Source organism: Bradyrhizobium sp. SSBR45G, from assembly GCF_030159255.1.
Taxonomy (GTDB): Bacteria; Pseudomonadota; Alphaproteobacteria; order Rhizobiales; family Xanthobacteraceae; genus Bradyrhizobium.
Map to the genome: position 1 here is coordinate 42,971 of NZ_BSCT01000032.1, position 12,207 is coordinate 55,177.

The 12,207-nt window shown below is 67.4% G+C and carries 13 protein-coding genes; 6 read left to right on the forward strand and 7 right to left on the reverse strand.

Features of this window, described 5'->3' with window-relative positions:
- Positions 1-46 precede the first annotated feature (46 nt).
- From QQL87_RS28460 to QQL87_RS28470, 3 genes are all read left to right on the forward strand, one after another.
- A complete protein-coding gene (locus QQL87_RS28460) occupies positions 47-643 on the forward strand; it encodes an AprI/Inh family metalloprotease inhibitor (protein WP_349817301.1) in 597 nt (198 codons plus the stop codon).
- Between the two features lie 135 nt (positions 644-778).
- Positions 779-2,431: a PAS-domain containing protein gene (locus QQL87_RS28465; protein ID WP_284422306.1), complete on the forward strand. Its 1,653-nt coding sequence runs from the start codon at positions 779-781 to the stop codon at positions 2,429-2,431.
- 107 nt (positions 2,432-2,538) lie between these two features.
- Complete coding sequence (locus tag QQL87_RS28470; RefSeq protein WP_284422305.1) at positions 2,539-2,868, forward strand: YMGG-like glycine zipper-containing protein; 330 nt, start codon at positions 2,539-2,541, stop codon at positions 2,866-2,868.
- A 55-nt stretch (positions 2,869-2,923) separates the two neighbouring features.
- Here QQL87_RS28470 and QQL87_RS28475 read toward each other — a convergent pair whose 3' ends face one another.
- The gene (locus QQL87_RS28475) at positions 2,924-4,279 is read right to left on the reverse strand and encodes an aminotransferase-like domain-containing protein (RefSeq protein ID WP_284422304.1); all 1,356 of its coding nucleotides are present in this window, start codon (positions 4,277-4,279) and stop codon (positions 2,924-2,926) included.
- A 158-nt stretch (positions 4,280-4,437) separates the two neighbouring features.
- Between QQL87_RS28475 and QQL87_RS28480 the strand changes: the two genes are divergently transcribed.
- A complete protein-coding gene (locus QQL87_RS28480) occupies positions 4,438-5,298 on the forward strand; it encodes a DMT family transporter (protein ID WP_284422302.1) in 861 nt (286 codons plus the stop codon).
- 9 nt (positions 5,299-5,307) lie between these two features.
- Here the strand turns inward: QQL87_RS28480 and QQL87_RS28485 are convergent, their stop codons facing one another.
- The 3 genes from QQL87_RS28485 to QQL87_RS28495 all read right to left on the reverse strand — a co-directional run bounded on the left by QQL87_RS28485 (position 5,308) and on the right by QQL87_RS28495 (position 7,641).
- Complete coding sequence (locus QQL87_RS28485; protein WP_284422300.1) at positions 5,308-6,024, reverse strand: hypothetical protein; 717 nt, start codon at positions 6,022-6,024, stop codon at positions 5,308-5,310.
- 204 nt (positions 6,025-6,228) lie between these two features.
- Positions 6,229-6,843, reverse strand: a complete 615-nt coding sequence (locus QQL87_RS28490; RefSeq protein WP_284422299.1) for a hypothetical protein — start codon at positions 6,841-6,843, stop codon at positions 6,229-6,231.
- Between the two features lie 204 nt (positions 6,844-7,047).
- Positions 7,048-7,641 carry a TetR/AcrR family transcriptional regulator gene (locus QQL87_RS28495; RefSeq protein WP_284422298.1) on the reverse strand — a complete coding sequence of 198 codons (594 nt, stop codon included), beginning with the start codon at positions 7,639-7,641 and terminating at the stop codon, positions 7,048-7,050.
- Positions 7,642-7,759: 118 nt separating this feature from the next.
- On the opposite strand from QQL87_RS28495, the gene QQL87_RS28500 reads away from it, so the two are divergent.
- Complete coding sequence (locus QQL87_RS28500) at positions 7,760-8,140, forward strand: DUF4267 domain-containing protein (RefSeq protein ID WP_284422297.1); 381 nt, start codon at positions 7,760-7,762, stop codon at positions 8,138-8,140.
- A gap of 95 nt (positions 8,141-8,235) precedes the next feature.
- Here the strand turns inward: QQL87_RS28500 and radC are convergent, their stop codons facing one another.
- The 3 genes from radC to QQL87_RS28515 form a co-directional block, all read right to left on the reverse strand.
- Positions 8,236-8,949 (reverse strand): RadC family protein, encoded by a 714-nt coding sequence (gene radC, locus QQL87_RS28505; RefSeq protein WP_284422296.1) that lies wholly within the window; start codon positions 8,947-8,949, stop codon positions 8,236-8,238.
- A gap of 69 nt (positions 8,950-9,018) precedes the next feature.
- Positions 9,019-9,558, reverse strand: a complete 540-nt coding sequence (locus QQL87_RS28510; RefSeq protein ID WP_284422295.1) for an MAPEG family protein — start codon at positions 9,556-9,558, stop codon at positions 9,019-9,021.
- A gap of 59 nt (positions 9,559-9,617) precedes the next feature.
- Positions 9,618-11,168 (reverse strand): bifunctional AfsR/SARP family transcriptional regulator/alpha/beta hydrolase, encoded by a 1,551-nt coding sequence (locus QQL87_RS28515; RefSeq protein WP_284422294.1) that lies wholly within the window; start codon positions 11,166-11,168, stop codon positions 9,618-9,620.
- 147 nt (positions 11,169-11,315) lie between these two features.
- Between QQL87_RS28515 and mddA the strand changes: the two genes are divergently transcribed.
- A complete protein-coding gene (mddA, locus tag QQL87_RS28520) occupies positions 11,316-12,095 on the forward strand; it encodes a methanethiol S-methyltransferase (RefSeq protein WP_284422293.1) in 780 nt (259 codons plus the stop codon).
- The last annotated feature ends 112 nt before the right edge of the window (positions 12,096-12,207 follow it).

The window sequence follows — 12,207 nt, forward strand, 5'->3', positions numbered from 1 at the left end:
GAGCCTGCCGGCCTCCGCGCAGGACACGTCCGGCCTGAAGAAGGCGATGATCGGGCAGTGGGAGCTCGCGACCACCGAGCGCAGCAAGACCTGCGTCGTGACCCTGAAGCCCGACACCACGCCGCGCGGCATGAAGCTCGATCTGGAGCCGAGCTGCGCGGCGGCGCTGCCCTTCACCAAGGACATCGCCGGCTGGAACGTGAAGGGGCTCGACATCGTCAGGCTGCAGGATGCCAATGGCGAGGCGGTGCTCGACTTCACCGAGGTCGAGGCCGGCATCTTCGAGGGCCTGCGCCAGGGCGAGGGCGTCTACATCCTGCAGAACCTGGCGGCGGCGCGGTCGCTGGCCAAGTCGATGGACCAGATGATCGGCGACTGGGCCATGGTGCGCGGCAATGGCGCCGTGGTCTGCAGCCTGGTGCTGACCAACAACGATGCCGGCAACGACAATTTCGAGGTGTTCGTCAAGCCGAAATGCGATCCCACGGTCGCAGCCTTCGCGCCGACGCAATGGCGGCTCGAGCACGGCCAGATGATGCTCATGTCCGCCCGCGGCGAAACCTGGCGGTTCGAGGCCGACGACAATGCGCAATGGCGGCTGGTGCCGGACAGCGCCAATCCGCTGATCATGCTGAGGCAGTGAGGCGAATCACGCCGCGGCCGGCGTTGACGATCGCGAAGTCCAGGTTAATGGTCCGTTACCACTTGTCTCTGCGACGGGAACGTGTCGTTTACGGATTTTGCGTGTGATGGTTGTCCTCCGGGCCGGGAGCCAGCCATGCAGACTATGTTGCGCAGGTTCGCCAATTCGCTGCCGTCGTTCAGCCTCAACGACAAGATCTCCGTGGCTGCCGCCGCCTTCGCCGTGCTGGTGATGCTGTCGACGATGGGGGCGCTGTCGGCGCTCCGCGAGCAGCGCCTGTTCTACGAGCGGCTCGAAACGCTCTCCGTGGCGTCGCGCAACATCGAGCGCATCAATGCGCTGATCTACGCCGTGGTGATGGAGTCGCGCGGCATCTACATGTCGCCGGACCGCAACGTGGCGCGGCGCTACGCCGATGCGCAGCTTGCCAAGATCGCGCAGCTGAGCAAGGTGGTCGAGGAATGGAAGGCCCAGGTCGGCGAGGATGATGCGGCGCTGTTTGCCCCGTTCAAGGAGCGGATCGATCAATTCATCGCATTCCGGACTGAAATGGCGCGCCGCACGATCTCGGTCGGCTCCTCGGCGGCGCGCGAGCTCGGCGACAATGACGAGAACCGCGCGGTACGAACCGCGCTCAACGAGGATCTTGAGCAATTGTTGCGCCTCTATGCCGATCGCACCCGCGAGCTTGGCGAGGCCGCCGACGCGCGCGGCATCGCCTCGTTCTATCTGGGGGGACTCGGCCTGCTCATCGTCGCGCTGATCGCAGCCGCGGCGCTGGCGCTGCGCCGGGGCGTGCTGATGCCGCTGCTCGACATCGCCCGCGTCACCGACCGCATCGCCGCCGGCCGCATCAAGCTGAAGATCCCGCACGCGTGGCGCCATGACGAGATCGGACGCGTCGCCCATGCGGTCGAGACCTATCAGGACGGCGCGTTTCGCCTCCAGGAGCTGGAGCAGCACGAGGTCGAAATCGAGCGCCAGTACTCCGACATCCTGCGCCAGCATGAGCGGCTGGAGCTGGGCGCGCTGAGCAGCCAGCAGCGGCTGGATGCGGCGATCGCCAACATGACGCAGGGGCTGATCATGCTCGACAGCTTCGGCTATGTGCTGATGGTCAACGACCAGTACCGCAAGCTCTACGGCGTTCCCGCCTCGGTCGCGAAGCCCGGCGCTCATGTGCGCGAGATCCTCGCGCACCGCGCCAAGCTCGGCCTCCTGCGCGAGAAGCCGGCCGACTTCCTCGCCGCCCTGCGGCAGCGCATGAAGGAAGGCAAGGCGGAGGTCGTCGAGGTCGAGCTCGCCGACGGGCGCATCATCCGCATCTCGGAGCGTCCGATGGACGGCGGCGGCTGGATCGCCACCCATGAGGATTTTACCAAGCAGCGCCGCAACGAGCGCAAGCTCGCACGCGCTGAATATTTCCTCGCCGCGCTGCTGGAAAACATTCCGCAGGCGGTGCTGGCCAAGGATGCGCAGTCGCTGCGCTACGTGTTCGTCAATCGCGCCGCCGAAACCCTGTTCGGCGTGCCGCGCAGCGAGATCGTCGGCCGCACGCCGGCCGAGCTGTTCTCCGATCCGACCGGCGCGATCCTCGAGCAGGCCGCGCGCGACCAGCTCGCAGGGCTCGGTGACGATCAGCCGCGAGCCCATAGCATCGTCACACCCGGAAACGGGCCGCGCGACATCGTCGTGCGCCGGCTGCCGGTCTCGGCCGGCGAGGGCGAGCCGAAATATCTGCTCAGCATCATCGAAGACCGCACGCTGCAGCAGCGCGCTGCAGCATGATGAGAACCCAGGCGAAACCCGGGATTCTGCTGCCTTGACTGCGCCTTGATCTGCATCAAGAACGGCCAGGCCGGGCGGACTAGCGTGCCCGGAACGGAGGCCTTTTCATGATCCGACGTCTGGGGATTCCCTTTGCCGCCCGCCTTGGCGCTGCAGCGCTGCTGACCCTGGCGACGCTCGCGCCAATGCATCAGGCGGCCGCGCAGGACGTGCTGGGCGGCGCGATCCTCGGCGGTGCCGGCGGCGCCATTCTCGGCGGCGCCATCGGCGGAGGCCGGGGTGCGGCCATCGGCGCCGTGATCGGTGCGGGAACGGGCGCTGCGATCGCAGCCGACGGCGAGCGCCGCCGCGGCGGATACTACGCGTATCGCAACGGCTGCTACCTGCAGCGCGGCGACGGCGCCTATGTCCGCGTGCATCCGCGCTACTGCTACTGAGCGTCTCTCATCGGTCTGGACGAAGCCGCGCACCGCGCCGATGCGGTGCGGCTCGTCACGCCATCGCGCGCTCCAGCGCGACCATGACGCGGGCATCCTCGCAATGCGCGACGTTGAAGCGCATCATCGCGGCCGCTGATTGGGCTGCGCTGAACACGTCGCCCGGGGCCAGCACCACGTCGTCCGCCAGCGCCGCCTGGGCGACGTCGACCGCCGCGCATCCGTCCGGCAGCCTGCACCACAGATGAAAGCCGCCGCGCGGCATCAGCCAGGGCGTGATCCCGAGGCGCTGCAGCCGTGCGGCCACCCGCGGCCGCGCCCGCGCCAGACGCGCGCGCAACTCCTCGACGTGCTTGCGATAGCTGCTGCCGGTCAGCACCTGCGCCAGCGTCTCCGCGGCGAATTGTCCGGGGCCGCCGAAGCCGGTCGCGATCTGCAGGTCGATCAGCGGCTCGATCCAGTCGGCGCGTGCGGCGATGTAGCCGCAGCGGATCGATGCCGACAGCGTCTTGGAGAAGCTGCCGATCAGGATCACGCGCGTAAGCCCGTCCAGCGCCGCGAGCCGGGGCGACGGCTCCGGCTCGAAGTCGCCATAGATGTCGTCCTCGATGATGATCACCTCGTGCGCCGCGGCGGCATTCAGCAGCCGATGCGCCGTCTGCAATGACAGCGTCGCGCCGGTCGGGTTGTGCAGGCCGGAATTGGTGATGTAGAGCCGCGGGCGTTCGGCGGCGAGCACGGCCTCGAACTGTGCGATGTCGGGGCCGCCTTGCGTCATCGGCACGCTGACGATCCGCGCCTGATGCGCGCGCAGCAGCGCCAGGAAATTGAAGTAGCAGGGGTCGTCGACCACGACCGTGTCGCCGGGACGCAGCAGCATGCGGCAGATCAGGTCGATCGCCTGCGTGCCCGACGACGTCAGCAGCAACTGCTCGCTGGACGGCTCGATGCCGACGCTCGCGAGACGGGCCTGCAGCACGCGCCGCAACGTGGCCGATCCACGGGCCTCGCCGTAGTGGGTCAGGGCCGCGCCGTCGCTGCGCGCCACGGCGCGGATCGCGCGGCGCAGCGCGTCCTGCGGCATCCAGTTGGGCGGCAGCCAGCCGCAGCCCGGCGTCAGCGTCGCCGCCTCGGCATCGAGCGACTGCCGCGACACCCAGAACGGATCGACGGCGCGCGGACGGCGCGGCTCGCTTGCGGCAAGGGCGAGTGGCGGCAACGCGCCGTCCGCGACATAGAACCCCGATCCACGGCGGGCGCGGATGACGCCCTCCGCCGCCAGCCGGTCATAGGCCTCGACGACGGTGGCCGGCGCGACACTCATCGCCGCGGCAAACGCGCGGATCGAGGGCAGGCGCTGGCCGGGACCGAGCGCGCGCGTCGCCAGCCGCTGCCGGATGGCCTCGGCCACGGCGGCGGTCCGGCGCCCGCTTCGGCGCGCCTCGATCGGGTCTGACGGCAAAGTGTATTGCTCTTCGTTCCGATACAGTTTGTCGAAATCGTATCGATCTGTTCCTGCCGCTGCAAGGTGCGCCGGGCTATGCGGGAGGCGTCGAGGAGGAACCAAGCATGAGGGGATCGATCGCGGGCTGGGGCAGCGGCGCTGTCGGCATGACGATCTTCAGCGGCTCGCTGCCGGCGACGCGCGCCGCCCTGGGCGGCTTTGCGCCGCTGTTCCTGACCGGGGCGCGCGCTACCCTCGCGGCCATGCTCGCCGCGCTGTGCCTCGTCTGGCTGCGCCAGCCGCTGCCTGCGCGGCGCGATCTCGTCTCGCTCGCGATCGTGTCGCTCGGCGTCGTGATTGGCTTCCCGCTGCTCACCGCGCTGGCGCTTCAGCACGTCACCTCGGCGCATGCGATCGTCTTCATCGGCCTGCTGCCGCTGTCGACCGCATTGTTCGGCGTGCTGCGCGGCGGCGAACGGCCGCGGCCGCTGTTCTGGCTGTTCGCCGGCCTCGGCGCGGCGGCGGTCTCGGGCTTCGCGCTGTCGCAGGAAGGCGTGCCGTCGCCGATCGGCGACCTCGCGATGATCGCCGCGATCATCGTCTGTGGTCTCGGCTATGCGGAAGGCGCCGTGCTGACCCGGCGGCTCGGTGGCTGGCAGGTGATCTCATGGGCGCTGCTGCTGTCATCGCCGGTGATGCTGCCGCTGGCGCTGGCCACGATGCCGGCCGCAGCGCAGGACATCACCGCAGCGGCCTGGCTCGGCCTCGCCTATGTCTCGGTGTTCAGCATGTTCATCGGCTTCGCCTTCTGGTACCGCGGCCTCGCGCGCGGCGGCACCGCGACGGTGGGCCAGCTGCAGCTGCTGCAGCCGTTTCTCGGCCTCGTCTTCGCAAGCCTGCTGCTGCACGAGCCGGTGTCCGCGACTATGATCGGCGCGGCCGGTGTCGTCGTGCTCTGCGTCGCGATGGCCCGGCGCTGGGCCTGAGCTGACCGCCTATTTGCGATGATAAAGTCCGGTGAAGCTGACGCCGGCGCCGCCGCAATCATTGTTGTCCTCGACCAGCAGCCAGGCGCCGACGCGCTGCAGTCGGACGCGGCACTCATCGCCGGCGTTCGGCCGCTCGAACGGCGTCGTGCCATCGTCGACGAAGGCGATCAGCCCATCCTTCGGCTCGGCCGTTGCCGCGAGCGAGCCATTGTGCAGGTCGCGACCCGTCGGCAACACCTGGTCGCCTTCGATGCGCAGCCGCCCGACTGAAGCCTTGGTGATCGTCAGTCCGCCGCCGGGATGCTCCCAGCTTCCGATCCACTCCGAGAGTGCCGGCGTGGCCATCGGCTCCACCTTGGCCAGCGCCGCCCGCGGTAGCCAGCCGGTGGTCCAGGTCTGGCTTTTTGCATGCGGCGACTGGTAGCTGACGCAGGTGAAATCGCCGCGCGTCCTGCCCAGCAGCACGAGGTCGTCGCTGACCAGATACGCCTTCTTCCGGCAGGCGTCGGTCAGGGCCGGACAGCCCACGGCCTTGAAGTCGTCGTCATAGGGGCTCTTGACGAAGTTGACGCGCGGCTGGCCGCTCACCTTGGCAGCGGCGAGCGGCCGGGCATCATCCCACGCGATGCCGTTGCAATTGGCCGGGTCGTTGGCGTCGTAGGCTGCTGCCGGCGTGACGGTCAGGAGGCCGCTCAGTAGGATTGCTATCGAGGCTGCCCGCATCTGCCATTTCCTGCTCATGTTCCACGGACAATGAGTGGCCTGGCAGGCCAGGTCGGTTCAAGTGCATGCCGGCTGCCCAGCACTGGGACTGGCGAAGCTCATTGTCTGCTTAGTCAGAAGCAGGCATCAGCACGCAGGCCGCAATGCTGGCGATGGGCCGATCGACGACATTAAACCGTACGGGCTGAAGTCTTGAAAACTCGGCTATGTCCTTCCGATTTGTTTCGGCTCGTCCGGCCATGCACGTCCCTTCTTCACCCAGCGACGAGCCTGGCGAAGCGCGGCGGCTGTTGCGCCTCGCCCCAAGACAAGCCCGGCACCTATCGTCAGTTTCACCATGGATTGAACGATAGTCACGATTTCAAACCGGCTCAAATTCGTCCAAACGGACTTCAGTGTCACCGTGCCATCATGCCCATGGATGATCACTCCAAGGAATGCGAACCGAAACAACTCGGCGAATCCATCTGCCAGAAAATATAGGCCGATCACAGTGACGAGGCTGACCTCCATATTTTTCAGGTCACTCGACGCCGTAGGCAAGGTGCGATCCTCAAGGGCTTGGTCGGCTTTATCGACCAACCGGCGGCTCCACCACATGAGGCCGAGACCGAACGCTGCATAAACCGCAATTGGCCCAAAATGACTGGCTGCTATCATGACCAGCGCTGACGAACGATCGGCGACATTTGCCAACGTCCAATAGTACGTCACATCAAAATTGGAGATTGTCGCCGGCAGCGCAGCTACGGCGCTTAACAAAACGAGTAAGCCAAAGGCTTTGACGAAAAGCTGCGTAACGTCTCGGCGGGTGAACATTCTCTCGCCTTTGCGTGGAAGCTGGAGTTTTGCATAGGCAAACAGTTTCTTGGCATTCAGACTACGCGATTGTTTACTTGAAGCAAGTCGCAGGAGTGTGCTCGGTACCAGGTCCGAAATGAGCGATGGCTGAGACTCGGATCCATATCCTTCCGGTTCAGGCCTTAAAGTTGGACTGGAGAACCAGCTATCAGACGAACGGCATCAGCCGCGAGCCCGTGCGCTGCTTCCAGAGCCTGCGATCGCGCGAACGACGAGGGCGATGCGGTCGGCGCGGGCCGCGGGTCTGATCCGGCCGGAGCGTTCGAGCTCGGTGAGACCGTGAAGGGCGGCCCAGAACGTCTCGGTGACGACAGCGACATCGGTGCAGAACGGTTTCACGACCGCGGCAAGCGCGGCGAACGCGGCCTGCAGCTCCGGCCTGGTGTCGGCCTCCGCGAACCGCAGCTTCGTCGGCAGGACGAACATGGCCTCGTAGAGGGCAGGGCGCCCCATTGCGAAGGCGAGATAGGCGAGAACGACGTTTTCGAGCGCCTTGCGTCGTCCGATCGATTCGCTGGCCGCCGTCCGCAGCGCGGCCGTGATGTCCTTGAATCCCTCGACGGCCACGGCTGCAACGATCGCATCCCTGTTCTCGAAATGCGAATAGAGGACGGGCTGGCTGTATTCGATCTCGTCGGCCAGCCGGCGGATCGTCACCGCGTCCCATCCCTCACGCTCCGCAATGGCGCGCGCGGTCGCGACGATGCGGTGCTCACGCTCGGCCCGCTCCCTGCCTTTGCGCTCAGTGATTCCCAACCGTCGATCTCCCGAGTTCACGACGTTGTCATTTTACCGATGCTTGATGATCTAGCAACGCTAGAATATGGATCTAGCAATGCTAGATTTGTGGATGTCACTAGACCCGGAGAGATGAATGTTTCGGTTTGCACTGGGGATCGCCGTGCTCTTGGCCCTCGCGATCATCGTGATCGGAATCCAGTATGTGGCGCGCCCGTTGGCTGCGACCCGCAGCTTCGGGCTGCCGCTTCCGGAGAGCGGCGCCAATGTCGCCGGATGGCTTCGCCTCAAGGGCGTGCGCGACATCGTCTCTGGGCTGGCCGTGCTGGCCTTGATGATGTGGGGCCCACCCGGCGCGGTCGGCATCCTTCTGCTGGTGGAAGCCATCATCCCCGTGGGCGACATGCTGGTCATCCTTGCCGCGAACGGCTCTGCCAAGCTCGCCTTCGGCATGCACGGGGTGACAGCCGTCATCATGGTCCTGGCCGCCGTGCCTCTGATCATGGGCGCGGCCTGAGATGGCGCGTGCTTCTTCAATACCGTGCGGCTGTGTCGGTGAAACCGCCGACAGGAACGATGGCTGTGAAGGTCTTGGTCGAGGCGGCCGCAGCCTCACATCAGCCCCGATCCCTTCAGGCTGGTATGGCCGTTCTTGCCGACGATGATGTGGTCGTGAACGGTGATGCCGAGCGGCCTAGCGATGTCGACGATCGTCTTGGTCATGCGGATGTCGGCCTGCGACGGCGTCGGGTCGCCGGAGGGGTGGTTGTGCACCAGGATGATCGCGGTGGCGGACAATTCCAGCGCGCGCTTGATCACCTCGCGCGGATAGACCGGCGTGTGGTCGACGGTGCCGGTCTGCTGCACCTCGTCGGCGATCAGCTGGTTGCGCTTGTCGAGAAACAACAGCCTGAACTGCTCCTTGTCGGCGAACGCCATGCTGGTCCGGCAATAGGTGATGACCTCCTGCCATGAGGCCAGCGCGTGCTTCTGCCGGACCTCGCCCTTGGCGATGCGGTGCGCGGCGGCCGCAATCAGCTTGAGCTGCGTGATCGAGGCATCGCCGATGCCGTCGAACTCGCGCAATCGTGGCTCCGGCGCGTGGATCACTTCGGCAAACGAGCCGAAGGTCTTCAGCAGCGCCTTCGCCAGCGGCTTCATGTCGCGCCGCGGCTGCGCCGCGAACAGCACCATCTCCAGCAGCTCGTAGTCGCTCAGCGCATCGGGGCCCGCGCTTTGGAAGCGCTCGCGCAGCCGCTGCCGATGGCCATGATAATGCGGCGTCTCGGGCGGCCTGTCATCGGGTGGGAAAGCTTTGTCCGGCATCGGCGTCAGCATGCCGTGACGTGACGTTTTTGCAACCTCGAAGTGTCGGCGCCGCCCGTCGGACCTGCGTCAGGCCGCATGTCCGGACAGCACAATGGCGACGCCTGCGATCAGCGCGAATGCGGTGGGATAGAAGGTCAGCGCAAAGCCGAACGCGCGGCCCGCGGCGCCCCGGGCGTAGCCAACCCAGAACAGCAGCCGTCCGAGGCCGAACAGGACGACGAGCGTGACCAGCAGGACCTCCGGACGCGGCAGCGTCGCCGCCAGCCCGAGATGCACGGCGACCGCGAGCACAGCCTGCTCCAGCGTGTTCTGCAGGATCGCATTGCCGCGCCGGACGGCATCGCTGGCCACCGTCGCCGCCGCGCCGGCGATGTCCTGGGCCGAGAAAAAGCGCAGCCGGGCGACGTTGCCGATCGCGCCGAGCAGCCAGACGATCACGAGCAGATCGAGCCGCAGCGCCGTGGCCAGCCGCTCCGCGGCAGGCTGCGCCGCGCCGCCGCTCCGCCACAGCGCGAGGCCGATGGCCGTAACGGCGATCAGCGCGGCTGCGGCCATGCCGGCCGCGACGTGGCGCTGCTCGCGATGGAATGCTGCGTCATCCGCCATGACGATCGTGTCCTCCTGTCGCGACCGGCCAAGCGATGCGTCCGATTCCGCCATCCTGTCTACCCCGGGAGGCCTTCCAGAAAGGTTGTGATGCCGGCAAGCACCGTCTGCTGATCCCCGGCGAAGATCCAGTGATCGGCGCCGTCGAGCTCGACGAATCGCGCCTGCGGGATGTGGCTGGCGAGATGCCGGCCGGCCCCGACCAGCACGGCGTGGTCGTTGCGCCGGTGCAGCACCAGGGTCGGTGCAGCGATCCGTCCGAGCAGATGCCGGACGTCCGTATCCCGCAACGCCTCGAGCAGGCCCTTGATGGCACCGGGGCTCGAAGCGGCCCGCAGCAGGCCGGCCCACCAGGCCCGCGCCTGGGCGTCGCCGGCAAGGCTCGGCGCGAACGTCTCGATGCCGGCCGGGCCGCCCCATCCGGTCACGAGCTGCCGCAGCCACATGTCGTACTGCCTGGCCTGCAGCGCGTGCGGATAGTCTGATGTCGCGCTGCCCTTGGCCAGCGAGGCGAACAGGATCAGGCCGGCGACGCGTTCGGGATGGGCGGCGGCGAAGGCGATGCAGGCGGGTCCTCCTTCGGAAGCGCCGAGCAGCACCGTGCGTCGGCTGCCGGCGGCGTCGAGCACGGTCGCGATGTCGCGCGCCGTGGCCTTCAGGTCGGGGCTGAAGCCGACCCGGTCGGACAGCCCGACGCCGCGGCGATCGAACAGGATCAGGCGGCCCAGGCGAGCGAGCGCGGACAGGAACGCGCGGCAGCGCGGCTCCTCCCAGATCCGTTCGACATGGGAGACGAAGCCGGGCAGCAGCAGGATGTCGAGGGCGCCGCTGCCGTAGGTCTGATACGCGAGATGGATGCTGTCCTTGCCGACATAGCGGGTCGGCGGCGTCGGCTCGCTTTGGCTCGCGGTGCCATGCTTCAGCAGCGCCAGCGTGTCGGCTTCGGGCGCCACCCCGAGCTCGTCGTGCAGACATTGCGTCAGGGCCGCGAGATGGCGTTCGGCAGCGGCCCGGTCGCCGGAGAGCAGCAGGCTGCGGATCAGGGCGCGGCCATAGACCTCGCTCAGCGGATCGAGCGCGACGAGGCGCCGCGCATGGGTGACGGCGGTGACATGGTCGCCGGCCGCGCTCGCGTCCTGCACCACGCGCTCCAGCGCCTGCACCGCGCGGCCGCGCAGCGCCTCCCGCCGGAAGAACGCCCATTCGTCGAACTGCGGACTGTCGCCGGGCGCGAAGCCGTCGAGGAAATCACCGGTCGCGAGCCGGCAGGCCAGCGCGAAGTCGCCGCGATCGCAGGCGGCCTCGAACTGCAGCGAGTCCAGCTCGAGCTGGGCCGTCGCGGCCCACCGGATCGTGGCGCGGTCAACCGTCAGGGCGCCCTCGCCGAGCGCGAGCTGGATCCGGTGCAACAGCCGGCGCAGCCGTGCCCGCGCCGTCTCCTCCGGGCTGTCCGGCCAGAACATCGTCGCGACGATTTCGCGGGCCACAGCGCCGTTGGCCTCGGCCAGATAGACCAGCAGCGCAAGGCCCTTGCGCAGCGACAGCGGGCACGTCTGGTCGTCTCGGCGGATCTCCGGAAAGCCGAATGTGCGGACGCTGAACCGGGGCATCGTGACGGAACCTGTGATGGCGGCGTCCGGGGGACGCCCAGGGGACGGTCGCCTGATAGCGGTCAGGCTCGATCGCGGCGGGTGGTCTGGATCGAAACGATCCTGTCGCGCTCGATGCGCGGCCGGCCGCACAACCGGAGAGTCCTCATGTTCGCACGTCTCCTCATCATGTTCTACGCCATTGCGAGCTACGCCATTTTTCTTGTGTCCTTCGGCTGGGCGCTCGGGTTCGTCGACAATTATGGCCAGCTCGCCGCCAAGACGATCGACAGCGGCGCTGCAGTCGGCCTCGCCGAGGCGATCGTCATCGATGTGCTGCTGCTCACGCTGTTCGCGCTCCAGCACAGCGTGATGGCGCGGCCTGCGTTCAAGCGCTGGTGGACGCGTCTCGTTCCGCCGGCGGCCGAGCGCAGCACCTATGTGCTGCTCTCCAGCCTGATCCTGCTGCTGCTGTTCTGGCAGTGGCGGCCGATTCCGATGCCGCTCTGGCATGTCGAGGGGCTGGCCGCCAATATGCTGATCGGCCTGCATTGGCTCGGCTGGCTGATCGCGCTGACCTCGACCTATCTGATCGATCATTTCGATCTGTTCGGCCTGCGCCAGGGCTTCTTCGCGCTGCGCGGCACCGCTGCGCCGGCGCATCCGTTCAAGACGCCGCTGCTGTATCGCCTGGTCCGCCATCCGCTGATGCTCGGCTTCCTGATCGCGTTCTGGGCCACGCCCGAGATGAGCGCCGGGCATCTGCTGTTCGCGGCGCTCAGCACCGCTTACATCCTGGTCGGCGTGCTGCTCGAGGAGCGCGATCTGGTTGCTGCCTTCGGGGAGAGCTATGAGCGTTACCGCCAGCGGGTTCCGATGCTGCTGCCGCGGCTGACCGGCGCTCGCCGCAGCGCCGAATCCGAGTCCGAAGCGCATGGCGCGCGCTAGGACATCCCGCAGGACGCCGCCGTCGATCAGCCCCTGCTGCGGCGGCGGCCGACCGTGATCGGTTTCACTGTCGCATGCCCGAGGCGGCGCCCACGCAGACGTGAACTGGCAA